Source organism: Diaphorobacter sp. HDW4B, from assembly GCF_011305535.1.
Lineage (GTDB): Bacteria > Pseudomonadota > Gammaproteobacteria > Burkholderiales > Burkholderiaceae_C > Diaphorobacter_A.
Genome location: NZ_CP049905.1, coordinates 1,771,713 through 1,798,188, shown reverse-complemented (window position 1 = coordinate 1,798,188; position 26,476 = coordinate 1,771,713). Strand labels below are relative to the sequence as shown.

General features: G+C 62.1%; 23 protein-coding genes. 10 read left to right on the top strand and 13 right to left on the bottom strand.

Annotated features, from left to right (window positions below; genetic code table 11):
• Nucleotides 1–29 precede the first annotated feature (29 nt).
• The 3 genes from G7048_RS08285 to G7048_RS08275 form a co-directional block, all read right to left on the bottom strand.
• The gene (locus G7048_RS08285; protein ID WP_166067676.1) at nucleotides 30–722 is read right to left on the bottom strand and encodes a hypothetical protein; all 693 of its coding nucleotides are present in this window, start codon (nucleotides 720–722) and stop codon (nucleotides 30–32) included.
• Nucleotides 723–775: 53 nt separating this feature from the next.
• A complete protein-coding gene (locus G7048_RS28305; RefSeq protein ID WP_205750354.1) occupies nucleotides 776–1,411 on the bottom strand; it encodes a hypothetical protein in 636 nt (211 codons plus the stop codon).
• Nucleotides 1,412–1,518: 107 nt separating this feature from the next.
• A complete protein-coding gene (locus tag G7048_RS08275) occupies nucleotides 1,519–3,606 on the bottom strand; it encodes a molybdopterin-dependent oxidoreductase (protein WP_166067675.1) in 2,088 nt (695 codons plus the stop codon).
• A gap of 299 nt (nucleotides 3,607–3,905) precedes the next feature.
• Here G7048_RS08275 and G7048_RS08270 point away from each other — a divergent pair, with 299 nt between their 5' ends.
• The 4 genes from G7048_RS08270 (at nucleotide 3,906) to G7048_RS08255 (ending at nucleotide 8,078) form a co-directional block, all read left to right on the top strand.
• Complete coding sequence (locus tag G7048_RS08270; RefSeq protein WP_240933216.1) at nucleotides 3,906–5,096, top strand: ABC transporter substrate-binding protein; 1,191 nt, start codon at nucleotides 3,906–3,908, stop codon at nucleotides 5,094–5,096.
• Between the two features lie 182 nt (nucleotides 5,097–5,278).
• Nucleotides 5,279–6,487 carry a M20 aminoacylase family protein gene (locus G7048_RS08265; RefSeq protein WP_166067674.1) on the top strand — a complete coding sequence of 403 codons (1,209 nt, stop codon included), beginning with the start codon at nucleotides 5,279–5,281 and terminating at the stop codon, nucleotides 6,485–6,487.
• Nucleotides 6,488–6,621: 134 nt separating this feature from the next.
• Nucleotides 6,622–7,728: a M14 family metallopeptidase gene (locus G7048_RS08260; protein ID WP_166067673.1), complete on the top strand. Its 1,107-nt coding sequence runs from the start codon at nucleotides 6,622–6,624 to the stop codon at nucleotides 7,726–7,728.
• A gap of 92 nt (nucleotides 7,729–7,820) precedes the next feature.
• Nucleotides 7,821–8,078 carry an acyl-CoA-binding protein gene (locus G7048_RS08255; RefSeq protein ID WP_166067672.1) on the top strand — a complete coding sequence of 86 codons (258 nt, stop codon included), beginning with the start codon at nucleotides 7,821–7,823 and terminating at the stop codon, nucleotides 8,076–8,078.
• A 152-nt stretch (nucleotides 8,079–8,230) separates the two neighbouring features.
• Here G7048_RS08255 and G7048_RS08250 read toward each other — a convergent pair whose 3' ends face one another.
• A complete protein-coding gene (locus G7048_RS08250; RefSeq protein WP_166067671.1) occupies nucleotides 8,231–9,394 on the bottom strand; it encodes an aminopeptidase in 1,164 nt (387 codons plus the stop codon).
• A gap of 44 nt (nucleotides 9,395–9,438) precedes the next feature.
• Between G7048_RS08250 and G7048_RS08245 the strand changes: the two genes are divergently transcribed.
• Complete coding sequence (locus G7048_RS08245) at nucleotides 9,439–10,104, top strand: DNA-3-methyladenine glycosylase I (protein ID WP_166067670.1); 666 nt, start codon at nucleotides 9,439–9,441, stop codon at nucleotides 10,102–10,104.
• Between the two features lie 153 nt (nucleotides 10,105–10,257).
• On the opposite strand, the gene G7048_RS08240 is transcribed toward G7048_RS08245, so the two are convergent.
• Entirely contained in the window at nucleotides 10,258–10,425 is a 168-nt protein-coding gene (locus G7048_RS08240; protein WP_166067669.1) for a hypothetical protein, read from the bottom strand.
• Between the two features lie 259 nt (nucleotides 10,426–10,684).
• On the opposite strand from G7048_RS08240, the gene G7048_RS08235 reads away from it, so the two are divergent.
• Together G7048_RS08235 and G7048_RS08230 are read left to right on the top strand one after the other, a co-directional pair.
• Entirely contained in the window at nucleotides 10,685–11,983 is a 1,299-nt protein-coding gene (locus tag G7048_RS08235) for a class I SAM-dependent methyltransferase (RefSeq protein ID WP_166067668.1), read from the top strand.
• A 51-nt stretch (nucleotides 11,984–12,034) separates the two neighbouring features.
• Nucleotides 12,035–12,379, top strand: a complete 345-nt coding sequence (locus G7048_RS08230; RefSeq protein ID WP_166067667.1) for a DUF1840 domain-containing protein — start codon at nucleotides 12,035–12,037, stop codon at nucleotides 12,377–12,379.
• 520 nt (nucleotides 12,380–12,899) lie between these two features.
• Here the strand turns inward: G7048_RS08230 and G7048_RS08225 are convergent.
• From G7048_RS08225 to G7048_RS08190, 8 genes are all read right to left on the bottom strand, one after another.
• A complete protein-coding gene (locus G7048_RS08225) occupies nucleotides 12,900–13,889 on the bottom strand; it encodes a tripartite tricarboxylate transporter substrate-binding protein (protein ID WP_166067666.1) in 990 nt (329 codons plus the stop codon).
• Nucleotides 13,890–14,100: 211 nt separating this feature from the next.
• A complete protein-coding gene (locus G7048_RS08220) occupies nucleotides 14,101–15,360 on the bottom strand; it encodes a phenylacetate--CoA ligase family protein (protein ID WP_166067664.1) in 1,260 nt (419 codons plus the stop codon).
• 108 nt (nucleotides 15,361–15,468) lie between these two features.
• Nucleotides 15,469–16,278, bottom strand: a complete 810-nt coding sequence (locus G7048_RS08215; protein ID WP_166067663.1) for an ABC transporter ATP-binding protein — start codon at nucleotides 16,276–16,278, stop codon at nucleotides 15,469–15,471.
• Nucleotides 16,279–16,491: 213 nt separating this feature from the next.
• Nucleotides 16,492–17,802: an ABC transporter substrate-binding protein gene (locus G7048_RS08210; protein ID WP_166067662.1), complete on the bottom strand. Its 1,311-nt coding sequence runs from the start codon at nucleotides 17,800–17,802 to the stop codon at nucleotides 16,492–16,494.
• Between the two features lie 87 nt (nucleotides 17,803–17,889).
• Entirely contained in the window at nucleotides 17,890–18,966 is a 1,077-nt protein-coding gene (locus tag G7048_RS08205) for a branched-chain amino acid ABC transporter permease (protein ID WP_166067661.1), read from the bottom strand.
• Nucleotides 18,967–18,992: 26 nt separating this feature from the next.
• Entirely contained in the window at nucleotides 18,993–19,922 is a 930-nt protein-coding gene (locus G7048_RS08200) for a branched-chain amino acid ABC transporter permease (protein ID WP_166067660.1), read from the bottom strand.
• Between the two features lie 16 nt (nucleotides 19,923–19,938).
• The gene (locus G7048_RS08195) at nucleotides 19,939–20,727 is read right to left on the bottom strand and encodes an ABC transporter ATP-binding protein (protein WP_166067659.1); all 789 of its coding nucleotides are present in this window, start codon (nucleotides 20,725–20,727) and stop codon (nucleotides 19,939–19,941) included.
• A gap of 26 nt (nucleotides 20,728–20,753) precedes the next feature.
• Nucleotides 20,754–22,679, bottom strand: coding sequence for a long-chain fatty acid--CoA ligase (locus tag G7048_RS08190; protein WP_166067658.1), 1,926 nt, complete (start codon nucleotides 22,677–22,679; stop codon nucleotides 20,754–20,756).
• Nucleotides 22,680–22,996: 317 nt separating this feature from the next.
• Here G7048_RS08190 and G7048_RS08185 point away from each other — a divergent pair, with 317 nt between their 5' ends.
• From G7048_RS08185 to G7048_RS08175, 3 genes are all read left to right on the top strand, one after another.
• Nucleotides 22,997–24,760: an ExeA family protein gene (locus G7048_RS08185; RefSeq protein WP_166067657.1), complete on the top strand. Its 1,764-nt coding sequence runs from the start codon at nucleotides 22,997–22,999 to the stop codon at nucleotides 24,758–24,760.
• 7 nt (nucleotides 24,761–24,767) lie between these two features.
• The gene (locus G7048_RS08180; protein ID WP_166067656.1) at nucleotides 24,768–25,553 is read left to right on the top strand and encodes a general secretion pathway protein GspB; all 786 of its coding nucleotides are present in this window, start codon (nucleotides 24,768–24,770) and stop codon (nucleotides 25,551–25,553) included.
• 101 nt (nucleotides 25,554–25,654) lie between these two features.
• Complete coding sequence (locus G7048_RS08175; protein WP_166067655.1) at nucleotides 25,655–26,476, top strand: Crp/Fnr family transcriptional regulator; 822 nt, start codon at nucleotides 25,655–25,657, stop codon at nucleotides 26,474–26,476.

The following is a 26,476-nucleotide window of genomic DNA, read 5'->3' as shown; positions in this document are numbered from 1 at the left end:
CATTGGAAGCGTTGCTCCTGCATGTGCATTCAGTGCATTTCGTGCGCGAAAGGCGTCACGGTGGCTCCGGTGGGGGCAACCTCGAACTCACCAGCCGCCAGCAGGCCGAGTCCGGTGTCAGGGCTCAGCACTTCCACCCGGTAGCGTCCGGGGGGCCAGTCCACCGGGGAATACATCCAGAGAGGGACCGAGCCGCCTGAACCGGATGGCAGTGCTTGCACTGACAAGTCGAGCACGGAGTTGTCGCTCACGTTGCGCCACCGGACGAGAACGGAATCCGTGCCTTGGCCAGGAATGGACAGTGTTGCGTCCACATAGCGCTCATGGGTCGACAGCGAAGGCGTCTCGCCCGTGATGGAGCGCGCGCCGCCGCCCTGAGGTCCGAACGCAATCTGCATGGCGTTGGCGCTGAGCACCGAGGCATTCCCGTCGAGCAATCCGTGCAGACGCTGCAATGCCTCGCTGCCGGGGGTGAATCCATGCGATTTCAACCACAGCGGATCCAGTCCCGTTTGCCGCAGCAAGTCGTTCCACCGCTCCAGAGAGCGCTCGTTGGGATCCGACGAAACATCTCGCCGACTGGATGCGTCGAACGAGCTAGCCTCCACGCCCGACCGTGCAAAGGTCGGCGCATTCGTGGCGTGCGAAGCGGTCGTCGAATGGCCTTGGTTGAAGCCAGCCGGGTGCGACTCGGAATCCAGAGAGACGAGCGCTGCGACCATCCATAGGACACCCGCAGCGGTTGCCGTCCAGGCGAGGCGATGCGTTACTTGCGTTACTTGGAAGTGCGCCATGTCGTCGCAGCGGCGGTGCAGGCGTTCAAGCTGGAATACTGCGCCATGTAGACGAATCCATCCTGCCCGGAGCCGCAGCCGCCTTCGTCCTTGAACATCGGGCCGTAGCAATAGGTGCTGCGCGTGCTGTTGGCGGTCTTGGCGCACATGTTGTAGTAGGTCTGCGTGGACGGGTTGGGCAGCGCCGGGCCATTGTCGCCGCCGCAATTGAGCGTCTTGGCAACGCTGCGCGCATATTCCACAGCCTTTTTGTAGGTGTTGTTGTAGTAGGTGTCGGCTTCCGTCTTGTGGCCCTTCTGGCATGCCTCGATGGCCTGGTTCAGATAGGAGTCCGCGTTGCCGAAGGCGCCGGACACCTGAATGCCACAAGCGTTGGCCTGGGCGCGCTCGGAGGCCGTGATCAGGTCCTGGTAATTGCATGAGCCAGACGATGAGCTTCCGCTGCCAGAACTGCCGCTCCCACCGCTGCCACTTCCACTTCCACTGGAGCTACCGCTGCCGCTGCTGGAACTACTCGAACTGCCGGAGCCGCCCCCGCAGCCGGCCAGCCCCAATGTGAGCAGCACAGCCGCAGCGAGGGTGAAGGTGCGCGTCTGCGCGGAAATGGAATGGGGCATGGTTCTGTCCTCTCAAATCAGTGATGGACAGAACCATAAAAAAACCATGAGAAAAACAAAATGATGCATTTGCATCATTTCAGTGCACCCCGGTCGGTGCTTGCTGCTTATGACGGGTGAGCGACCTGCTGCATCTTCTCCACCTCCACCACACAGTCATAAAAACAAGGCCCGCGTCCCATGTCGGTGAGGTGTTGGTGGGTGAGCTCGTTCACGTTCGTGCCGTTCTCACCGTTCTTGCGCCACCAGATGCCGAGGCCGACGACCACACCTTTGCGTGCGCGGCCGTTGATGGCTGCGTGGCAGACATGTTCGCCGCGCGGGTTGTGCACGCGGATCAGGTCGCCGTCGGCAATCGCGCGTGATGCGGCATCGGCGGGGTGCATTTCCAGCAGCGGGCGGCCTTCGCTGTTGCGCAGGGATTTGACGTTCACGAACGTGGAGTTCAGAAAATTGCGCGCGGGCGGGGAGATCATCGCGAGCGGGAAAGCGGCGTTTGCGTCAGGCAGTTCGTAGTTGGGGACGTGGTCGGGCAAGGCGCTGATGCCTTGTTTGGCAAGCCGCTCGCTCACGAATTCGCATTTGCCGGATGGGGTTTGAAAGCCGCCCTCCGCGAACGGCGCTTCGGGCAGTTTCAGGCTGGCGTAGCCGTCGCTCAGCAGTTGGTCGAAATCGACGTTGGTTCCCGCCACGGCAGTGCGGCACAGGGTTTCGTCGCTGTCGTGGAAATGCGCTGCGGCAAAGACGGGGTCGAGCTTCGCCATCTGTGCGGCCAGTTCGCGGAAGATTTGCGCGTTGCTGCGGGCCTCGCCCTCGGGTGCGATGGCGGGGCGGTTGAGCAGCACGTCGGTGTGGCCGTAGCTGCCGTGGATGTCCCAGTGCTCGAGCTGCGTGGTGGCGGGCAGCACGTAGTCGGCGAGGTCTGCCGTGTCGGTCATGAAATGTTCGAGCACGACGGTGAACAAGTCTTCGCGCGCAAAGCCTTGGGCGACTTTCAGCGACTCCGGCGCGACGGCGACCGGGTTGCTGTTGTAGACCACGAGGGCTTCGACCTTGGGGCCGAAGTTGGCGTCGCCGGGACGCAGCAGCGCATCGCCGATGATGCTCATGTTGATGGTGCGCGGGCGGCGCTCGCCGAGCAGATCGGGGCGTTGCAATGCTGCGCGCTTGAATGGGTAGACGCCGGACGAGGACAGCAGCAGCCCGCCAGCGCGGTGCTTCCATGCGCCCACGAGCGCGGGCAGGCAGGCGATGGCGCGGATGGCATTGCCGCCGCCGCGTGCACGCTGCACGCCGTAGTTCACGCGGATGGCGGCTTGCGGCGTGGTGCCGTAGTCGCGGGCGAGTTGTCTGATCTGCTCGACGGGCAGGCCGCAGACTTCCGCTGCGCGCTCGGGCGGCCATTGCAGAGCGCGTTCTTTCAGCGCATCCCAGCCGAGCGTGTGGCGCGCGATGTAGTCGTGGTCCAGCCAGTCGTGGGCGATGAGTTCATGCATCAAGGCCAACGCGAGTGCGGCGTCGGTGCCGGGCAGCAGTTGCAGATGTTCGTGGCACTTGTCGGCGGTTTCGCTCTTGCGCGGGTCGATGCAAATGAGCCGCGCGCCGTTGCGCTTGGCCTCTTGCGCAAAGCGCCAGAAATGCAGGTTGCTGCCGATGCTGTTGCTGCCCCAGATGAGGATCAACTTGCTTTCGGCATAGAACTCCACGCGCATGCCGAGCTTGCCGCCATAGGTGTGCGTGAGCGCTTCGCCGCCTGCGGATGAGCAGATCGTGCGGTCCAGAAACGATGCGCCGAGCTGGTGAAAAAAGCGCCGGTCCATGCTCTCGCCTTGCACCATGCCCATGGTGCCTGCGTAGCTGTAGGGCAGCACGGCTTCGGGGTTGCGCTGTGCGATGTGATGCAGGCGAGTGGCGATGTCGGAAAGCGCTTCGTCCCACGAAACGGGAACGAACTGCCCGCTGCCCTTGGGGCCCACGCGCTTGAGCGGTTGCAGCACGCGCTCGGCGTGATAGGTGCGTTCGGTGTACTTGCTGACCTTGGCGCAGAGCACGCCGCCGGTGAACTGGTGATCGGAATTGCCGCTCACCTTGGTGGCGACGCCGTCGATCACTGTGGTGACTAACGCACAGGTGTCAGGGCAGTCGTGGGGGCATGCGCCCTTCACGGTGCTTACAGCGTTGTTGTTGTGCAGCATGTGTTTCCGTTCGTTGCAAAAATAGTAGGCAATTACTTACCAAATTAACCAAATTTGTATAAATTTGCCGCAATTGTTAAATATCTACACGTTTTCTGACGGCAAGCAAATCGGGGATTGACGCCAGTGGTCTTTTGTCCTTGGGCTGGGCATATTGACTGACGAAACACTCTAGCGTGTTTCCCTTGGTTCGTGCATGGCGTCTGGTGCAATCCAGTGGTTCGATGGGCGGGCATGTGTCTTGCAGGCGTTGTCGGTTTGGACGTGGCTTTAACGTGGTTTTCAAGCAGAGGAAGACGATGAATCACAGCGAATTGGCGACTTCGATGAAGTCTGTGGCCGGTGCGGCCCGTGTGGGCCGCAGGCAGTTTGTGGCATCTGTTGCGGCAACCGCTGTGGCGGGATTCTTGCCGCTGGCGCGAGCGCAGGATGCGGGTGCGATCGTGCTCGGGCAGTCCTGTGCGCTGACCGGTTTTTCCGGCGAACTGGGCGTGCAGTACCACCAGGGCGCACAACTGTTCTTCGACGATCTGAATGCGCGCGGCGGCATCAATGGCCGCGAGGTGCGCATCCGCGTGCTCGACGATGGCTATGAACCCGAGCGCTGCGTGGCCAACACCCAGCGCTTCATCAAGGATGACGTGTTCGCGCTGTTTGGCTACTTGGGCACGCCGACCAGCGTGGCCGCGCTGCCGCTGGTGCAGCAGGAACGCATTCCGCTGTTTGCGCCGCTCACGGGTGCACAGGCGCTGCGTCAGCAGAATCTGCGTCAGCTGGTGTTCAATGTGCGTGCATCCTATGCCGATGAAACGGCGCTGATGGTGCGTCAGCTCACCGGTTTGGGGCTCAAGAAGATCGCCGTGTTCTACCAGAATGACGGCTACGGCCAGTCCGGTCTGGAAGGCGTGACGCAAGCCTTGGCGGAGCATGGCCTGACGCCGGTGGCGTCGGCCACAGTCGAGCGCAATTCTGCCGATGTGAAGGGTGCCGTGCAGAAGCTGGTTGCGCACAAGCCCGACGTGATCGTGCAGGTGACCACCTATGCCGCCAGCGCCGGTTTTGTGCGCGAGGCACGCGCTGCGGGCTACGGTGGCCAGTTCTACAACGTGTCGTTCGTCGGCACGTCGGCACTGTCGAGCGCGCTGGGCAAGGACGCCGAAGGCGTGGTGGTGACGCAGGTCGTTCCATCGCCGTTCAAGACCACGCACCCGGTCACCCGCGAGTTTCTGGCGGTGCTGGCCAAGAGCGGCAAGAGCCTGCAGCCGAACTATTCGGCCATGGAAGGTTTCCTGGCCGCGCGCGTGTTCTCGGAAGGTCTGCGCCGCGCATCCAGCGGCGGCAAGCTCACGCGTGATTCGCTGGTGACGGCGCTCGACGCGCTCAACGGCCAGCAGGTGGCGGGCTTTCCGGTGGCCTTCCAGTCGCAGGCAACCAAGACGCGATTTGTCGAACTTTCGATGCTGACCGGCGACGGCAAGGTGCGCGTCTGAGCGGGTCCGAGGGCCCAATCCCGGACGAGTTGAAGGGCGGTAGGAACCCGATGGCGCGAGTTTTGCTATCGGGCTAGACTGCCCATTCGAGCAGCGCCTGAACCCTTGTCCGTCGGGCGGCGCGACAGACCGCGCCGCACCCTTGGCAGACTTTGTGGATCAGGCCCAAAGGAAGCCAGCAAATGAAAGTCATCGATTCGATCGTCGCCCAGGCGGCGTCCATCGCGGCCGTGCGCCGCGACATCCATGCTCACCCCGAGCTGTGTTTTGAAGAAGTCCGCACGGCCGATCTGGTTGCTGCCAAGCTCACCGAATGGGGCATTCCCATTCACCGCGGCATGGGCAAAACCGGCGTGGTCGGCATCGTCAAGGGCCGCGACGGCGGCGCGAACGGCCGCGCCATCGGGTTGCGTGCCGACATCGACGCGCTGCCCATGCAGGAGTACAACACCTTCGAGCACGCCAGCAAGCACGCGGGCAAGATGCACGCCTGCGGCCACGACGGCCACACGGCCATGCTGCTCGCTGCAGCGCAATATTTCTCGCAGCACCGCCATTTCGATGGCACGGTCTATCTGATCTTCCAGCCCGCCGAAGAAGGCGGCGGTGGTGCACGCGAGATGATCAACGATGGTCTGTTCGAGCAATTCCCCATGCAGGCGGTGTTCGGCATGCACAACTGGCCCGGCATGCCGGCGGGTTGCTTTGCGGTGAGCCCCGGCCCGGTCATGGCGTCGAGCAACGACTTCACCATCACCATCCACGGCAAGGGCAGCCATGCCGCCATGCCGCACATGGGCGTCGATCCGGTGCCGATTGCGGCGCAGATGGTGCAGGCCTTCCAGAACATCATCAGCCGCAACAAGAAGCCCATCGAAGCGGGCGTCATCTCGGTCACCATGATCCACGCGGGCGAGGCCAACAACGTCGTGCCCGACTCGTGCGAACTGCAGGGCACGGTGCGCACCTTCAGCATCGACGTGCTCGACCTGCTCGAATCCCGCATGCGCCAGGTGGCAGAGAACATCTGCGCGGCCTTCGACGCGACCTGCGAATTCGAGCTCAACCGCAACTATCCGCCCACGATCAACTCGCCCGCCGAGGCCGACTTTGCCCGCAAGGTGATGCAGGGCATCGTGGGCGAGACCAACGTGCGCGATCAGGAGCCGACCATGGGCGCGGAAGACTTTTCCTTCATGCTCATGGAAAAGCCCGGCGCCTACTGCTTCATTGCCAACGGCGACGGCACGCACCGCGCGATGGGCCACGGCGAAGGTCCGTGCACGCTGCACAACCCGAGCTATGACTTCAACGATGACCTGATCCCGCTGGGTGCGACCTACTGGGTCGAACTCGCCCAGCAGTGGCTGGCCAACCCTTCCGTAGAGTGAAGCCGCGGCACGCGCAGTCCCACGAAACAGCATCTTTCACGAGATGCTTTTTTGTTGGTGCGCCGCTGCCACGGTGCTTTCATCGTTGCGCGTCAACATGGCCTCGCATTTGAGTTGAACTGGAGCTGACAGACATGATCGCCATCCCCGACGCCTTTGCCGGTCGCTACGCGCTTGCCCGTGCCCGCTTCATTGCAGGTGTGGCGACGGCGGGCATCTCGCTGCAGCAATATCGGCATCCACTCAATGGCATGGAGGGCGAAGAGTTGGCGGTCGATGTGGCGCTCGACGGCCCCGTCGATGCCGAGCACCTGCTGATCGTGAGCAGTGGCTGCCACGGCGTGGAAGGACTGTGCGGCAGCGGCGTGCAGGTGTTCGCGCTGCATGACGATGAATGGCGCGAGAAGGCGCGCCAGCAGGGCGTCGCAGTGCTGTACGTGCATGCGCTCAACCCGCACGGCTTTTCGTTTCTGCGGCGCGTGACCGAGGAGAATGTCGATCTCAATCGCAACTTCATCGACTTCGGCAAACCTCTGCCCGTGAATGCCGAGTACGACGAGCTGCACCCCATCCTGCTGCCCGAGCAATGGCCGCCCACGCTGCAGAATGAGATGGCGCTCGGCAAGCTGGTCTCGGAACGCGGCGAGGCCGCATTGCAGGCCGTCATCAGCCGGGGGCAGTACCAGCGTCCTGATGGTTTGTTCTACGGCGGCCAAGCGCCGACATGGAGCCACAAAACACTGCGCGCCATTCTGCAAAGCTACGGCCGCAAGGCCAAGCGGATGGCCTGGCTGGATCTGCACACCGGGCTCGGCCCGTTTGGATTCTGCGAGCGCATCTACTTGGGGCGCAATGAGGCCGCGAGCATGCAACGCGCCATCGATTGGTGGGGCGGCAACGGCGCTACGCCGGTGACGGTGGCGGGCGATGGCGATTCCGCCTCGGCCGAACTCACGGGCCAGATGCACAGTGCGATCTACGAAGAATGCCCGCATGCGCAATTCACCGGGCTGGCGCTCGAATTCGGCACGATTCCCGCCGTTCAAGTGCTGCAGGCTTTGCGCGGCGACCACTGGCGGCATCTGCATGAAGACGCAGCCGACGACGCCCTGGCGCAGCAGATCCAGTCGCAGATGCGCGCCGCGTTCTACGACGAATCGGATGGCTGGAAAGGCTTGGTCATCAGCCAGGCACGGCAGGCGATGTTTCAGGCGGTGGATGGGCTGGCGACGGGCTCTTGATAGACGGATGAAATAAAAATAGCACGACCGTTCGCATTTTGCGAAATTTTGGCTACACTGGTACGTACTTTTTATTTTTCCGGAGACAAGACATGTCCGACCTGACCGCCACTTTCGAAACCGCCGTTGCCAACTCCAAGCTGCTGACCGAGCGCCCCGACAATCCGACGCTGCTGAAGATCTACGCGCTGTACAAGCAGGCGACGGTGGGCGACAACGAAGAGAAGAAGCCGAGCTTTTCCGACATCGTGGGACGCGCGAAGTGGGATGCGTGGGAGAAGCTCAAGGACACCACGAACGACGAAGCCAAGCAGCAATACATCGATCTGATCGAATCCCTGCGCGGTTGAGTTTTTGTTTTTGTTTGGGGTGCTTTGTCGGCTACCCCAGCTAGCGCGGCAATACAGCCCCTTATCCTTTGTTGCGAAGCCTTGCCGTACGAGAGTACTGTCTGCGCCTTCGCGCCGCGGCTAAGGGGCTGTCTTGCCGTTGTGGGGGTGGATCAGGGGCGCGTCGTTTCTTCTGAGGCTGCTGTCTGGGTGTCCTGTTCCGGCTTCATGAGTTGATTCAGTGCTGCTTGGCGCTTGTCCTTTGGCTCATTTGAAAGCTGCTTCACCGCGGCGTGAAACTTTGTCCAGTCTTTCCCTTGCTGCTCGAACAGCGCGAGAAACGCTGGCACCAGATCGTCGTATGCACCTTGCGCGCCGAAGCTGGCGTTGTTGGCTTCCTTGATCCAGCGGTCGAGGTTGGTGAGCTGCTCTGGCTTGACCTTGTCCTCCGTAATCCAGCGTTCGCGTTGCTGTGCGTAGGCCTCATGGAAGGCTTGCATGGCGTGTTGCTTTGCTGATTCGAGTTGCGCCTTGCCTTCGGGCGTGCTGCTGTCGCCTGATGCGTAGACCTTGGCGAGCTGTGCGCGGGCGTCGCGGGTGAGGATGCGGAATTCGGTGCGGCGTTTTTCGCTGGTGGTGAATTCGACCCGGGCCTGGGGGGTGGAGTGTTCGGCCAGCCATTGGTCCACGCCGAGGCGTTCGACGGCGGTGGCGTAGGACTCGTTGAACGCCGTGTCGCCTTCGGCATAGACGACCTGGTGCGCGAGTTCGTGGAACAGCAGGCGCACGAAGTCGCCTTCGGGCCAGCCGATGAAGGTGTTGAGCAGCGGGTCGCCGCCCAGCCAGTTGGAATAGCCCAGCGTGGAATACGCGGGCACGGGGTAGACGCTGACTTCGAGCCCTGCTTGGGCGAGGCGTTCGGATTCGGCCTTGGCGTCGGCTTCGGCGAAGTAGCCGCGATAGCCGATGCAGCCGGTCACCGGGAAGCACCAGGTGTGCAGCTTGAGCGAATACGGCGGTGCGCCCACCACGTTCCAGACCGCTGCCGTGCGGCCGAGTTGGGCGTAGCGGCGATAGCTTGCGTTGTCGGGCAGACCGAGTTCGTCGATGGCAAATTGGCGGGCGCGTTGGGCGAGTTCCAGTCGTTCGCGCAGAGCGGGTTTTTGGCTCGCGTCGTCGATCCAGTCCTGAAGGGGCTTGGCCGAGCCCATGATGCCCATGTGGCCGCGCAACGATTGCCAGTAGTAGCCGATGGTGCTGTCGCCCGACGAGGACGCACAGCCGCTCAGAGCCACCAGAGCCAGTGCGGACAGCGTGTAGCGGAAAGCATTTTTCATGGATGGATATACAGTATTTTCCGGTTTCGCGGCACAATGTTCGCATGGCCGAAAAAAAGCAATCATCTGAACCAGTGGCAGGACTCTTCACCGATGACAGCGGCCATCCGCGCTGTTTCTGGTGCGAGGCTTCGCCTTTGTACAAGCATTATCACGATCACGAATGGGGCTTTCCCGTGGATGACGAGCGGCGTCTGTTCGAGAAGCTTTGTCTTGAAGGGTTCCAGGCGGGACTGAGCTGGATCACCATCCTGAACAAGCGCGAGGCGTTCCGTGCGGGGTTCGCCCATTTCGAGGCCGAGGAGCTGTCGCGGTTTGGCGAGAAGGACATTGCGCGTCTGCTCGCCGATGCGGGCATCGTGCGACATCGCGGCAAGATCGAGTCGACCATCAACAACGCCAAGCGGGTGCTGGAATTGCGCCGTGAATTTGGCTCGCTCGGTGCCTATGTCTGGGGCTACGAGCCGCATGCAGGGCAGGACCGGCCGAAGAAGCTCACCTACGAGGCGGCGCGCGCGATCACGGCGACGGCGGCGTCACAGGCGTTGTCCAAGGACTTGAAGAAGCGGGGCTGGAGTTTTGTCGGGCCGACCACAATGTACGCCTTCATGCAGGCCATGGGGCTGGTCAACGACCATATCGAGGGATGTCACGTGCGCCAGGCGGCGACGGATGCGCGCAGTCGGTTCAAGGTGCCGCAGCGCAGCTAGGCTTCAGAAACTGCATGCATGCGTGTGCAGTGAGGCGAGCTAGCAAAAAAAGCCGGAAAGCTACTGAAAATCTACAGCAGATCCATCCGCAATGCGCCGCAGTTCAACGGGTGAAGTGCGGGTCGCAAAGCGAATGAAAGAGACCCTTGCGGATCAACCTTGGTGCGGACGCTTGCCAGGGTTCTTCTTGCTGCGAGTCGAAACACCACGCTCCAGGCTCACGCGTTGGCCGCGGCCGGCGGTTGCCAAAGGCATGCCGGGCATAGGGGTTGGACGGGGTGCGCGCTTGCGGTCTGCTTCGGTAACGATCTTGTTGCCCATGATTGGCTCCTCTAGAGAAAAAATCCACTAAACCCGCTATTAGGCCATATTTGCGAGCACTGTGGTCTAAAACGGGCTTTTCTGCCGTGGTTCTGGTGCGATTTCGGATCCGGATGACGTGTGAAGCGCACGCTTTGGCGTGACCGGGCCGTGCCAAGCCCACCGGAAGATGCGGGCGGTCTGTAAGACAACATCCATTGACTATTGAACACCCGAGGGCCAAGAATCAACAAGGTTGAACATTTTGCGAGGAGCCAGTGTGAAAGACTTGATGAAGTCGCTGGAGCTCAGTCTTGCAGCGTCGCCAGTCAGCGTGCAGGTGCAGCTTCCGGATGGAAAGCGCCTGGGGGCCAAGGACCCCGAGGTGCGTCTGGGGTTCAAGGATCGGTTGTCCATGGTGGCGCTGGCCATGGGCGAGATCGGCAACGTGGGTGCGGCCATCGTCGAAGGCCGTGTGGCCATCGAAGGCAATATGCGGCAGTTGATGCGGGTGGCGACCTCGCTACTCAAGCGCGATCCGACCACCAGCGACTCGGGCGGCGGCTGGTGGCACCGCGTGATCCAGCGCACGCGCTCGATGGCGGCACACACGCTCTTGCATGACGCACGCAACATCCAGTTCCACTACGACCTCTCCGATGATTTCTACGCGCTGTGGCTGGATCCGCGCCGCGTGTATTCCTGCGCGTACTACCGCACGCCGGATTGGAGTCTGGCCAAGGCGCAGGAAGCCAAGCTCGATCTCATCTGCCGCAAGCTGAACCTGCAGAGCGGCGAGCGCTTTCTCGACATCGGCGCGGGCTGGGGCGGCCTGCTGCTCTGGGCGGCCGAAAACTACGGCGTAGATGCGACCGGCATCACGCTCTCCCAGAATCAGTACGCGCATGTGCAGCGGCTCATCGAGGAGCGCGGTCTCGGTGCTCGCGTGCGCATGAAGCTGGTGGATTACCGCGAGCTGCACGTCGATCAGCCCTTCGACAAGATCGCCTCGGTCGGCATGTTCGAGCATGTGGGGCACGCGCAGATGGTGCGTTATTTCCAGACCGTGCGCAACCTGCTGCGACCCGGCGGCTTGCTGATGAACCACGGCATCACCTCGGGCGGCGTGGACAACGCGCAGCTCGGCGCGGGCATGGGTGACTTCATCGAGCGCTACATCTTCCCCGGCGGCGAGCTGCTGCATGTGAGCATCGTTCAGCGCGACATGGCGCTGGCCGGTCTGGAGATGGTGGATACGGAGAATCTGCGACCGCACTACGCCAAGACGCTGTGGGCCTGGTCCGATGCGCTGGAGGCGCGGTTGGGCGAGGCGTCGCGCATCCTCAACGAGCAGTACGGCGAGGACCAAGGCGGCAAGGCGCTGCGGGCCTATCGGCTGTATCTGGCGGGCAGCGCGATCGGTTTCGAGCGTGGCTGGATCGCCCTGCACCAGATGTTGGCCGCGCGTCCCGATGGCGATTTACAGACCGGAACGATGTCGGGGGCTCAATCGGTTTATCCTTTCACCCGCGACTACATGTATGCGCCGAGCAAGCTGAAGACGCCAATCGCGTCCTAGGCATCATCATCATCGACAACCACCATTCAATCTGAACGAAGCGAAGCTGCGATGCTCTACAAATTCAAATCCCGTTCGACCGCCGATCTCATCATGCTGGAGCCCACGGCGCGCCAGATCCTCAAGATCATCGGCAAGAATCCCGATGACCAGCACGGCATCGTGACTGCGGAGCAGATTCCCGGCGCCATCGCCAAGCTCGAAGAAGCCGTGGACGCCGAGGAAAACCTGGGTCGCCCGGAAAAGGAAAAGCAGCAGAACCCCGACTACGCGAGCACCAATGAGGCCGATCAGAAGGTGGATGAGGGTGAAGTCATCGAGCTGCGCCAGCGCGCAGTTCCCTTCATAGACATGCTCCGCCGCAGCGCCGCCGAAAACCACGAAGTGGTCTGGTAAGTCCGTTTGATTTGTGTGTGACGAAGCCTGCGGCTTCGATGGGTCGATCGTTTTGAGATGCCGATATAGGCCCGCATGCTTTGTTGCAAAGCCTTGCCGTACACGAGTACTGTCTGCGGCTTTGCGTCGCGCCTGCGGGCCTATCTCAGCATTGTGGTGTTGGGTTCGAACCCCGCGTGCGCTTCGTAGGCCTGCTGTTTGGGGAGCCTTGAAAGCGGGCACTCCCTGTCACATCGCGCGACGAATCAAAATAAAAAACCGGTGGACTCGAACGATCCCACCGGTTTTTTTCTTGGCTGGTTGCCAACCTGAATGACCACACCAGGCCAGGTCATTCAGACAACCGCCGAGACAAACGAATGACGATCTTCAATCGCGCGCGGCCCATGCGACGCTTGCGCGCTCAAAACCCGCGCTGTCCCCAAGCGAGCGACCGCCGTGCAAGGGCCGCCCCGCCGCACCGGCGGTGTCCCCCTCCCGCGCAGCGAGAGAGGGGGAAGGCGCGAAGCGCCTCAGGGGGTTAGTCTGCGTATGCGCCAGCAGCCTTGATGATCGGACCCCACTTGTTGATTTCCGAGATCACAAACTTCTTGTGGCCTTCGGGTGTCAGGCGGTCGTCGTTGGCGATCACGGCGCCGAGGGCCTCTTCGTTCTTCACGAAGGTGGGGTCCTTCAGGGCGACCTTCAGCGCGTCGTTCACGGTCCTGATCACGGCGGCTGGTGTGCCCTTGGGCGCGTACAGGCCGTGCCAGATCGTCACTTCAAAGCCCTTGAGGCCCGATTCCTGCAGCGTCGGCAGGTCCTTCAGATCAGGCGTGGTCAGGCGCTTGGGCGTGGTCACGGCGTAGGCCTTGACCTTCTTGCCGGCGATCTGCTGGGTGGTGTTGGTGGTCTGGTCGCACAGCAGGTCGACCTGATTGCCCATCAGATCGGCAATCGCAGGAGCCGCACCCTTGTAAGGCACGGGTGTCATGTCGGTTTGCAGCTGGCTTTGGAACAGCAGACCGCACAGGTGCGAGGCGGAGCCCACACCGGCGTTGGCCAGATTGATCTTGCCCTTGTTGGCAGTGATCCAGGCGCTCAGTTCCTTGTAGTTGTTGGCGGGCAGCGTGGGCTTGCCGATCAGGGTCATGGGCACATCGTTGATGATGCCCATGTACTCGAAATCCTTCTCCACGTTGAACGGCAGCTTGCGGTACAGGCCGGGCACGGTGGCCATGCCGATGTGGTTCAGCAGCAGGGTGTAGCCATCGGGATTGGCACGGGCCACCTTGGCCATGCCGATGGAGCTGCCCGCGCCAGCGGTGTTGTCGATGACGATGGTGGCGCCATTCAGCGGCTTGCGCAGCGCTTCGGCCAGATCACGGGCAACACGGTCAGTAGGGCCACCAGCCGTGAACGGAACCACGATGGTGATGGTCTTGCCCTTTTCGGGGTAGCCGTCGGCGGATGCGCCAAAGGCGGCGAACACGGCGGCAGCGGCTACGGCGAATTTGAATGTTGTCTTCATGATGATCCTGATGAAAGAGGGCGCAATGGTAAAAAAGAATGAGCCAAATTGCATCAAGGAAACCACCGAGAAGTAAGCGCCTATTTTCTTGACGGCACACGGTTGATGCGGTTAATGAGAGTCCAGCTTTACATTGATAAGCTTGGATGTCAATTTCACGCAAGCAAAATGTGCTATCGAGTTTGGCGCTCCTCCATGTGCTGCCAATGCGTCACTTGTAGCTGCGCGCGTCCTCGATCACCTTGCCGTCGTTGGGCAGGCTTCCCGGCGTGACCATCTGGATCTCGCCGCGCAGCTTGGTCACCTCGCGCAGCACCTCGGCCACCTGATCGGCAAAACCGGGGGCGGTTTCTGCGGTTTCCACGAACAGTTTCATCTGGTCGTTGGCCATTTCGCCGCTGACCACCAGACGCGCCTTGGTGATCTGCGGAAAGCGCTTGGCCACTGCCGCGATCTGGCCCGGATGCACGAACATGCCACGCACTTTGGTGGTCTGATCGGCGCGGCCCAGCCAGCCCTTGATGCGGGTGTTGGTGCGGCCTGTGGGGCATTGGCCGGGCAGCACGGCGGAGAGGTCGCCGGTGCCGAAGCGGATCAGCGGGTAGTCGGCATTCAGCGTGGTGATCACCAACTCGCCGACTTCGCCCTCGGCCACCGGGTCGCCCGTGCCGGGGCGCACGATCTCGACGATCACGCCTTCATCGAGCACCAGACCTTCGCGTGCCGAGGTTTCGTAGGCGATCAGGCCCAGATCAGCTGTGGCATAGCACTGGTAGCCTGCCACGCCGCGCTCGGCCATCCAGTCGCGCAGCGATGGCGGGAAGGCTTCGCCCGACACCAGCGCCTTGGTGACGCTCGCCAGTTGAACGCCTTGCTCGCCCGCTTTTTCGATGATGATCTTCAGAAAGCTTGGAGTGCCGATGTAGCCCGCCGGTTTGAGTTCGGCCATGGCTTGCACCTGCTGCTCGGTCTGGCCCGTGCCTCCGGGGAATACGGTGCAGCCGAGCGCGTGCGCGCCGGTTTCCATCATCGAACCGGCAGGCACGAAGTGGTAGCTGAAGCTGTTGTGGATCAGTTCGCCCGAGCGGAAGCCCGCCGCGTACATCGCACGCGCCATGCGCCAGTAATCTTTTCTCGTGCCTTCGGGTTCGTAGATGGTGCCGGGGCTGGCGAACACGCGGGGCATTTTTGCGCCGAATTGCAGTGTGGAAAAACCGCCGATGGGGTCACCGTTGGCATTGCTCGCGCGCTCTTTTTGTTGGCGCTCCAGCAGTTCATATTTGCGTGTGACCGGCAGCTTGGAGAGCGCTTCGCGACTGGTCACCGAGGCGGCATCCACGCCCGCGAGGATCTCTGCAAACGCCTTCGAGTTCTTCTGCGCGTTGGCGATCTGTGCGGGCAGCGCGGCCATCAACGCCGCTTCGCGGTCCTTGGGGGCGCGGGTTTCCAGTGCATCGTAGAAGGACGTCATGACAGGTTCCTGGGGCTTTGCGGGCGTGTAAGAGCCGCCCGAGTTGAATAATGATTTTTTCGGGATCTGCGAACTGAAAGACTGACGGAGACGCTTTCGGGAGCGTTGTTATGCCAGCCAGCGCTTGCGGCGCTTGTAGCTCTTCACATCCTTGAAGCTCTTGCGCTCGCCGCCGCCCACGCCAAGGTAGAACTCCTTGACGTCTTCGTTGTTGGCCAGGTCGCTGGCAGCGCCGTCCATCACGACGCGGCCGCTCTCCATGATGTAGCCGTAGTCGGCGTACTTCAGCGCCATGTTGGTGTTCTGCTCGGCCAGCAGGAAGGTCGTGCCTTCCTTGCTGTTGAGGTCCTTGACGATGTTGAACACCTCTTCGACGATCTGTGGGGCCAGACCCATCGATGGCTCGTCGAGCAAAATGATGTTGGGGTTCGACATGATGGCGCGGCCGATCGCGCACATCTGCTGCTCGCCGCCCGACGTGTACGCGGCCTGCGAGGTGCGGCGCGTTTTCAGGCGCGGAAAGTAGTTGTAGACCTTCTCCAGATTGGCCGAGATTTCGCCCTTGCTGGTGCGGGTGTAGGAGCCAGTGAGCAGGTTCTCTTCGATGGTCAGGTGGGCAAAGCAGTGACGGCCTTCCATCACCTGCACCACACCGCGACGCACGAGGTCTGCGGGCGAGAGATTTTCGATGCGCTCGCCGCGCAGCTCGATCGTGCCCTTGGTGACTTCACCGCGTTCGCCCTTGAGCAGATTGGAGATCGCGCGCAGCGTCGTGGTCTTGCCCGCGCCATTGCCGCCCAGCAGCGCAACAATGCCCTTTTCAGGCAGTTGCAGCGACACGCCCTTGAGCACGAGGATCACGTGGTTGTAGATCACCTCGATGCCGTTGACGTTGAGAACGATGTTTTTCGCTTCCATATTCATGCCTTTACAAGCCAGTCATTCACCCAATCGGAAGCCACCTTGCGGAGTGGCTTTCGGTTGCGTGCGGGACGCAATCTTTCAACTTGGCGTGGCCGAAGCCAGCAACCGCCAAGCAAGAGCCGCCACGCGGCGATGGCGGTGTCCCCCTTCCCGGAGCGCAAAGCGCGCAGAGAGAAGGGGGAAGGCGCAAAGCGCCTCAGGGGGATGTCACTTGCACTCAGTGCGACGTGTCAGCTTCTTGTCGGCCAGGTACTTGTCGGCCTGTTCCTTGATCAGCGGCTCGATGACCTTGTCGTCGGACTGATACCAGTCGCTGCCCATGTTCCACTTCTTGCCGTCCCAGGTGTGGATACGTGCCCAGGTGGAGCCCATGTGGTCGTTGCAAGCCGTCTTCACCGGACGCATCACCTGGTCGAAGCCCAGTTCCTTCAGGCGTGCTTCCGTCAGATTCAGGTTTTCATAACCCCAGCGCACTTGCTCGCCGGTCATGGGCTTGCCCTTGCCGAACTTTTCCTGCGCGGTGCGGATGGCTTCCACAGTCAGCATCGAGATGATCATGCCGCGGGTGTACAGCACGGAGCCGACTTCATCACGAGGACCGGTACCGGCCTTCTTGTCGTGCACGAACTTCAGCACGTCCTGCGACACCTTGGTGTTCTGACCGTAACCGTTCAGAGCCAGTGTCTGATAACCCTTGGCGCCTTCGCCCACGTCGCGGACATCAGGCTCGGCACCAGCCCACCACACGCCGTACAGCTTGTCGCGCGGGAAGCCGGTGGCTTGCGCTTCCTTCAGCGCGGTGGAGTTCATCACGCCCCAGCCCCACAGCAGCGCGTAGTCAGGCTTGCTCTGGCGCAGTTGCAGCCAGGTGGCTTTCTGTTCCACGCCTGGTGCGGTCACGGGCAGCAGTTGCAGCTCGAAGCCGTGCATCTTGGCGCGTTCCTGCAGCACCGGGATAGGCTCCTTGCCGAACGGGCTGTCGTGATAGATCAGCGCGACCTTCTTGCCCTTGAGCTTGTCGAGGCCGCCGGCCTTCTTGCCGATGTGCTGGATCAGGATGTCGGCACCCGTCCAGTAGCTGCCCATGAAGGGGAAGTTCCACTGGAAGGCATTGCCGTCCTTGGCGATCGACAGACCGTAGCCCAGTGTGATCAGCGGGATCTTGTCGACGGGCGCTTTTTCGGTCAGCGCGAAGGTGATGCCGGTGGCCTGTGGGTCCACGGCAGCGACGAAGGGCTTGCTCTTCAGGCGTTCGTAGCACTCCACGCCGCGGTCGGTGGCGTAGCCGGTTTCGCATTCTTCAAAGGCGATCTTCACGCCGTTGATGCCGCCGTCGCGCTCGTTGATGAGCTTGAGGTAATCCTGCTTGCCGTTGGCCCATGGAATGCCATTGGGTGCATAGGCACCGGTGCGGTAGGACAGCAGCGGAATGAACTGCTCCTGAGCGAACGCGCTGCCGGCGAAGCCAGCGCTTGCGGCGACCAGGGTAGCGGCCAATGCCAGACGGGTGAACTTCATGGTTTGTCTCCTTGGTGAGTAAACGAACAACTAACTCAGCTAACTTCTCTGCGCAGCACGCGCATTACTTGCACACACGAAATCAATTTAATGTGGGAACGGCCAGACACGCATCTTCTGCTTGCCGATGGACCACAGCTTGGCCAGACCATGCGGCTCCACGATCAGGAACCAGACGATCAGCGCGCCGAAGATGATGAACTCGGCGTGCGACACGCCAGCCGTGGAAATCTGGAAGCCGAACAGGTTGGCGATGGCTGGCAGCACAAGGCTCAGCACAATCGGCAGCACCACGATGAAGGCCGCGCCGAAGAAGCTGCCCATGATCGAGCCCATGCCGCCGATGATCACCATGAACAGCAGCTTGAACGACACGTCGACCGAGAACGCAGCAGGTTCCCACGCACCCAGGTGAACGAAGGCCCACAGCGCACCGGCCACGCCGATGATGAAGGAGCTGACCGCGAAGGCCGACAGCTTGGCGTACATCGGGCGAATGCCGATCACCGAAGCGGCCACGTCCATGTCGCGGATCGCCATCCATTCACGGCCAATCGCGCCGCGAACGAGGTTCTTGGCAAGGATCGCGATCACCACCAGAACGGCCAGGCAGAACAGGTATTCGGACATCGCGGATTCGATGGGAATGCCGAAGAAGTTCAGGTGCGAGACCGACACCGAGCCCGATGGCGAATCGTTGGTGAACCACTTGATGCGCAGGAACATCCAGTCGGAGAAGAACTGCGCGGCCAGTGTGGCAACCGCAAGGTACAGACCCTTCACGCGCAGGCTTGGCAGACCGAACAGAATGCCGAAGAACGTGGCGCACAGGCCGCCCAGAATCAGCGCCAGAACCAGCGGCATGCCGGGAATGCGCACCATGAAGTTGAACGCGCCATACGCGCCCACCGCCATGAACGCGCCGGAGCCCAGCGAGATCTGACCGCAGTAGCCCACCAGAATGTTCACGCCGAGTGCGGCCAGGCACATGATGGTCAGCGGAATCAGAATGGCCTGGTAGAAATAGTCGCCAGCGAACATCGGCACGACGATGAAGGCCGCTGCAATCAGCAGCCACACGCCGATCTTGTCCTGACGAATCGGGAACACTTGCTGGTCGGCTTTGTAGCTCGTCTTGAACTGGCCGTTTTCACGATAGAACATTTGTCTTTCTCCTTGTCGTTCTCAGTTCAAACGCGATCAATGATTTTTTCACCGAACAGACCTTGTGGGCGAACCAGAAGGAATGCAAGCGCAAGCACGTAGGCGAACCAGATTTCAATGCCGCCACCCACGAATGGGCCGAGGTAGACCTCGGAGAGTTTCTCGCCCACGCCGATGATCAGGCCGCCGATGATGGCGCCGGGCACCGAAGTCAGGCCGCCCAGAATCACCACCGGCAGAGCACGCAGCGCCACGGTGGTCAGCGAGAACTGCACGCCGAGCTTGGAGCCCCAGATCATCCCGGCGACCAGCGCCACGATGCCGGCCACGCACCACACGATCACCCAGATGCGGTTCAGCGGAATGCCGATCGATTGCGCGGCCTGATGGTCGTCCGCCACGGCGCGCAGCGCACGGCCGGTCTTGGTCTTCTGGAAGAACACCGACAGCAGCACCACCAGCACGGCGGCGATCACGGCGGCGATCATGTCTTCCTGATTCACCATCACGCCGCCCTCGAAGATCGATTCCAGCAGGAACACGGGATCCTTGGGCATGCCGATGTCGATCTTGTAGATCTCGCTGCCGAAGATGGTCTGGCCCACGCCTTCAAGGAAGTAGGTGATGCCGAGCGTCGCCATCAGCAGCGTTGCGGCTTCCTGATTCACGAGGTGGCGCAGCACGAGGCGCTCGATCACCCACGCGACGATGAACATCACAATGGCTGCGAGGATGAACGCCGCCGTGGCGGTGACGATCTTGTTGTCGATGCCGGTCCACTGCGGAATCCATTCCGCAAAGCGCGCCATCGCAAGCGCCGCGAACAGCACCATCGCGCCTTGCGCGAAGTTGAACACGCCCGATGCCTTGAAGATCAGCACGAAGCCGAGGGCCACCAGCGCGTACAGCATGCCTGCCATCAGGCCGCCGAACAGGGTTTCCAGAAAGAATGCCATTTCGTTGTCTCCCGGTTCAGTGGCTCGTGCCCAGATAGGCGCGGATCACGTCTTCGTTGTTGCGCACTTCATCGGGCGCGCCGTCGCCGATCTTCTTGCCGTAGTCGAGCACCACGACGCGGTCCGAGATGTCCATCACCACGCCCATGTCGTGTTCGATCAGCACGATGGTCGTGCCGAACTCGTCATTCACGTCGAGAATGAAGCGGCACATGTCCTGCTTTTCTTCCACGTTCATGCCGGCCATCGGCTCGTCGAGCAGCAGCACTTGCGGCTCCATCGCCAACGCGCGTCCGAGGTCCACACGCTTTTGCAGGCCGTAGGGCAACTGGCCCACGGGCGTCTTGCGGAAGGCTTGAATTTCCAGAAAGTCGATGATGTGTTCGACGAACTCGCGGTGCTTGATTTCTTCGCGCTCCGACGGCCCGATGCGCAGCGCCTGCATGAGCAGATTGCTTTTGATCTTCAGGTTGCGGCCGGTCATGATGTTGTCGATCACGCTCATGCCCTTGAACAGCGCCAGGTTCTGGAACGTGCGCGCCACGCCCATCTCGGCGACCTGGCGGCTGTTCATGTGATCGAAGGTCTTTCCGCGGAACGTGATCGAGCCTTCGCTCGGTGTGTACACGCCGTTGATGCAGTTGAGCATGGAGCTCTTGCCAGCGCCGTTCGGGCCGATGATGGAGCGGATCTCGTGCTCCTTCACGTTGAACGAGATGTCGGTCAGCGCCTTCACGCCGCCGAATCTGAGGCTGATGTTCTTGATGTCCAGAATGACATCGCCAATCTTCTTGTCAGTACTCATGATGGGTGCTTGCCTCTCGTTGCGGCTCAGGCGGTGGCCTTGTGGAGCTTGGCGTCGCTGATCTTCAGGGTGGCGCTCACGCTGCCCTTGCGACCATCTTCAAACTTCACTTGCGTTTCGATGAACTGCTCGGTTTTGCCCGCGTAGAGCGCATCGACCAGCACGCCATATTTGTCCGCGATGAAGTTGCGGCGCACCTTGCGTGTGCGTGTCAGCTCGTCGTCATCGGGATCGAGTTCCTTGTGCAGCACGAGGAAGCGCGCGATCTGTGTGTCGGCCATGCCGGGCTCGCCCGCCAGGTCCTTGTTGACCTGACCGATGCAGTCGGCGATCAGTGCAATCACCTTTTCCTTGGTGGCCAGATCGACATAACCACCGTACGGCATGCCTTGACGCTCGGCCCAGTTGCCCACGGCTTCGTAGTCGATGTTGATGAACGCGCAGACCTGATCGCGCTTGTTGCCGAAGCACACGGCTTCCTTGATCTGCGGGAAGAACTTGAGCTTGTTCTCGATGTAGTTGGGCGCGAACATCGCACCCGTGTTCGTCTTGCCCACGTCCTTGGCGCGATCGATGATGCGCAGGTCGCCGTCGGCATCGAGCACGCCCGCATCGCCGGTGTGAAAGTAGCCGTTGGCGTCGATCACTTCGGCAGTGGCGTCGGGGCGCTTGTAGTATTCCTTCAGAACCGACACGCCCTTGACCAGCACTTCGCCGTTGTCGGCGATCTTCAGTTCAATGCCGGGCGCGGCGCGGCCCACGCTGTTGAGCTTGACGGCCTTGTCGCGCTGAATGCAGACGTAGGCGCAGGTTTCGGTCTGGCCGTAGAGCTGCTTCAGGTTGATGCCGATGGAGCGGAAGAAGCGGAACAGATCCGGGCCGATGGCGGCACCAGCGGTGTAGGCCACGCGAATTTCCGACAGACCCATCACGTTGCGCAGCGGGCCATAGATGAACAGATCGCCGAGCTTGTACTTGAAGCGATCCATGGCACCGACAGGCTTGCCATCGAGAATGTCCGAGCCCACGCGGCGTGCCAGATCCATGCACTTTTCGAACAGCCAGCGCTTGGGCTTGGCCGCGTCTTCCATGCGGATCGACACCGAGGTCAGCATGCCTTCGAACACGCGCGGTGGTGCGAAGTAATACGTGGGGCCGATTTCGCGCAGGTCGATGTTGATCGTGGCGGCCGACTCGGGGCAGTTGATGGTGAAGCCCGCAGTCAACCACTGCGCGAGCGAGAACAGGTGGTCGCCCACCCACGCTGGCGGCAGGTAGGAGATGACGTTGTCGTTCGGGTTCAGGTTGTCGACTTCGATCGCGCCCTTGGCCGAGCCCGCGAAGCTCGCGTGCGTCTGGCACACGCCCTTGGGAGTGCCGGTGGTGCCCGATGTGTAGAGGATGACGGAGACGTCGGTGGGTTCGATGCGATCGACCAGCTTTTCCCATTCGCCGGGATGCGCCTTGTCCCACTCCGCGCCTTTCTTCATCAGGTCTTCGGTGCTGATGAGGCCGGGGGCGTCGTACTTGCGCAGACCGCGTGGGTCGTCATAGATGATGTGGCGGATCGAATCAACGGTCTCGCGCACTTCGAGCAGCTTGTCGACCTGTTCCTGGTTTTCCGCGAAGGCGAACGCGATTTCCGCGTCCTTCATCACGAAGTTCATTTCGCTGGCGACCGCGTCCTGGTACAACGGAATCGGCACGCCGCCGATGCTCTGCACGGCCACGAAGCCGAGGTACAGGTGAGGGCGGTTGTCGCTCACGAAAGCCAGGTTCTGGCCGCGCTCGAAACCCAGCGCCAGCAGACCGCAGGCCATCTGGCGCACTTCCGACGCGGCGTGCTTCCAGCTCCAGGTCTGCCAGATGCCATACTCTTTTTCGCGCAAGGCTGCGGCGTCCGGTCTCTCAGCGGCGTGTCGCAGCAGCAAATGGGGGAACGTTGTCTTCATTCCTGTACCTAATCCGGTGGGTGAACAGATGGGCCCGTTGCCAAAAGCCAAGGGCGTGTCCATCAAGATGTTGCGAATGGTAGGAATAACTTTGACGTCAATATGTCTTGCCGCTGACAATTTGCGGGTTAGTCCTCACGGGTGTAACCCTGCTGTGGTGAATTGGATGATAAATATCAAGAAATGACGGTTGATCAAGGGTTTTCGATGATGTTTGCTCGCATTTTTCAGATTATTTCCGTGCGCACGTCGCTCGGCCCGAAGCGCGCTTTGGCGCCTTCACGGTATTGATTCACTCTGGCGGTATCCTCGACACCATGTACGCCTCGTTTTTCGGGTTGGAGCACCAGCCCTTTTCCATTGCGCCCGACCCGCGTTACCTGTTCATGAGCGACCGCCATCGCGAGGCGTTGGCGCATCTGCTTTACGGGCTCGATGCCGGTGGCGGTTTCGTGCTGCTCACGGGTGAAGTCGGCACCGGCAAGACCACGGTCTGTCGCTGTTTTCTGGAGCAGATTCCGGCGCACTGCAACGTGGCCTACATCTTCAATCCCAAGCTCACGGTGCTGGAGCTGCTGCGCTCGATCTGCGACGAGTTCGGCGTGGTGCATGCGGCCTCGGTGCCGGGTTCGGAGACCGTCAAGGACTGCATCGATCCGCTGAATGCCTTTCTGCTGGAGTCGCACGCACGCGGTCGCAACAACGTGCTGATCATCGACGAGGCGCAGAACCTTGCCCCCGATGTGCTCGAACAACTGCGCCTGCTCACCAATCTTGAAACCAGCGAGCGCAAGCTGCTGCAGATCATTCTGATCGGCCAACCGGAGCTGCGCACCATGGTGGCCGAGCCGTCGATGGAGCAGCTCGCGCAGCGCGTGATTGCGCGTTATCACCTCGATGCGCTGAGCCTCGACGAGACGCGCCAATACGTGGCGCATCGCCTGAATGTCGCGGGTTTGAAGGGGCCTTCGCCGTTCGGTGAAAAGGCCTTGCAGCGCGTGCATACGCTCGCGGGTGGCGTGCCGCGCCGCATCAATCTGCTGTGTGATCGGTCGCTGCTCGGCGCGTATTCATCGGGCTCGCGCGAGGTGTCGGAAACCGTGGTCAAGCAAGCTGCGCGCGAGGTGTTCGACGCGAAAAGCAAGGCGTTGGCGAATGCGCAGCATGCGCGTCGCGAATCCGCTGTTTCGCGCATTTGGTGGCCGGTGGGCGCATTGGCGCTGGCCTTGGTCGCCGGTGGTGCGGGCTGGGCATTGCGTGGTGAATCCGGGCCAGGCGCGGCTGCTGTGGCGAAGCCATCGGCTGCTGAATCTGCCGTGCCTGCCAGTGTCGCGAGCGCACCCAAGGTGACGGCTTCAGCGGCTGCGTCCGAAGCATCGCAAGCCACACCTGCGCAAGCGCCTGCAAGCAGTGCTTCGTCCGCCTCGTCCATCTCGTCGGCTTCATCGGCAATGGAGCTGGAACAATTCCTGAACGCGCAATCGGCCGACGACGGCTTTGCCGCGTGGAAGGTGCTGGCGTCCAACTGGAATCTCAAGCTCACGGGCAAGAGCGCCGACCCTTGTCCAGCGCTCGCACGCGGCGGCGTGCAGTGCTATCGCAATCGCAAGGCGGGCTTGGCGCTGGTGCGTCAGCTCAACCGGCCGGTGCTGCTCACACTGGTGGCCAATCGCGATGGCCAGCCCGTCAAAGTGAGCGCGGTGCTCGAAGGTTTGAACGAGGAAGATGCGTGGCTCGAAGGGGCCAACGGCTCGCAACTGGTGATTCCGGTGAGCGAACTGGCGTCGCTGTGGCATGGCGAGATCACGACGTTCTGGCGTGCGCCCAAAGCGCTTGCGGAAGGTGCTGATCCGATGACCAATCCTGCCGCGCAGGAATGGCTGGATGAGCAGTTGGCGCGTTCGCTCGGGTCGAAGGCCAAGGCCGTTTCGGGCAAGCCTGCGACCGTGCGCCGCGAGCGCATTCGGCAGTTCCAGCTGGCGCAGGGCATCACGCCCGACGGCCAGCCCGGACCGCTGACCTTGATGTTGTTGAATCGTGCGGCCGGTGTGACGGAACCGCGTCTGCGTACTGGAGCCTGAGTTACCCATGTCATACATCCTCGATGCGCTCAAGCGCGCACAAGCTGAACGGGGCAGGGGTAGCGTGCCGGGTCTGCACACGCAGTCCGTCACCGTGCCTTCGGCCAAGGAAACGCCCGAGCCCCGCAGCGGCCATCGCGGCGCATGGCTGATTGCCGGTGCAGCCGGTGTCGCAGCACTCGCGCTTGCGTGGTTGCAGTTCGGGCCCAAGGGTGCAACGCATCAGCCGGTGGTGGTGGCGCAGGTGCCAGCCGCGGTGCCTGCTCCCGCGCCCACACCTGCACCGGTGGCAATTCCTGAGCCAGTGCCCACTCCTGCGCCTGCTCCGGTGGTGGTGAAGAGCGACGCTCCCGCACCCATCGAAATCGATGTGACGCCGCCGCCCCCACCGCCGCCCGCGCCGCCCAAGCCTGTGGCGCAGCCAACGCCAACTCCCACGCCCGCTGCTGCCAAGCGTGAAGAGGCAGCAGCGCGTCAGGCCAAGATGGCTGCGCCTGCCGACGCTGCGTCATTCAACAACGCTGCGCCAGCACCCGCACCGGCTCCCGTGGCTGCGGCTCCCGCAGCGCCTGTCTACAACGTCGCCAACTTGCCGCCCGCCGTGCGCGAGCAACTGCCCAGCTTGCAGCTCGCAGGCATCACTTATTCGACCAATCCCAAGTACCGCATGGTGATCGTCAACGGCCAGGTGTTGCATGAAGGCGATTCGGCGGGGCCGGGCCTCGTGCTGGAGCGCATCGAAAACGCGCGCACGATCTGGGCGTTTCGCGGCTATCGCTACGCGCTGCCTTGATTCCCGGCGTTCGGCTCGCGTTGTGAGCGCAGCACGCTCGCAACGCGATGGGGTTATCCCCCCTTCCTATAAGTGGGCTTCCTGAGCCATGCTCTCGCGCTATGAGTCAAGAGCTCTCGCTGCATCAACGTCGTCGCCTTCCCTCCATGCATGAGCTGGACGGGATTCCATGGCTGCGTCCTCTCAATTCCAACGAACGTGAGCGCGCCGTCGCCTCGCTGGTCGTGGGCGACGCCCTGCGCGGAGACTATGTCTGCCGCGTCGGTCGGCCTGTGACCTACTGGTTCGGCGTGGTCGAAGGGCTGCTCAAGATGAGCGCCGACAACGCCGATGGCCTCACCATGACCTTCACTGGCGTGCCTCCTGGCGGCTGGTTCGGCGAGGGCACGGCGATGAAGCGCGAGCCCTATCGCTACAACATCCAGGCGCTGCGCAAGAGTCTGGTGGCGGGGCTGCCCATCGACACGTTCCATTGGCTGCTCGATCACTCGATCGGTTTCAACCGCTTCGTGATGAACCAGCTCAACGAGCGGCTGGCCCAGTTCATCGCCGCACGCGAAATCGACCGCATGGCCAACCCCGATGTGCGCGTGGCGCGCAGTCTGGCGGCGCTGTTCAACCCGGTGCTGTACCCGGCCGTGGGCGAGATTCTGCGCATCACCCAGCAGGAGCTGGCCTACATCGTCGGCCTGTCGCGCCAGCGCGTGAACGAGGCGCTTTCGGCGCTCGAAGAACACCGCGCCATCAGCGTGGAATATGGCGGCGTGCGCGTGCTCGATCTGCAGGCGCTGCGCACCGGCATGTTCACGCAGGACCTCGCCACGAGTGGCGTGGGGGGCCGTCGCATCAAGCGCAGCGCGCATCCGTCGGCCATGCGCAGCGATGTGGTCGATGCGTCGGGCGCGTCCGTCCAGATCGCCTGA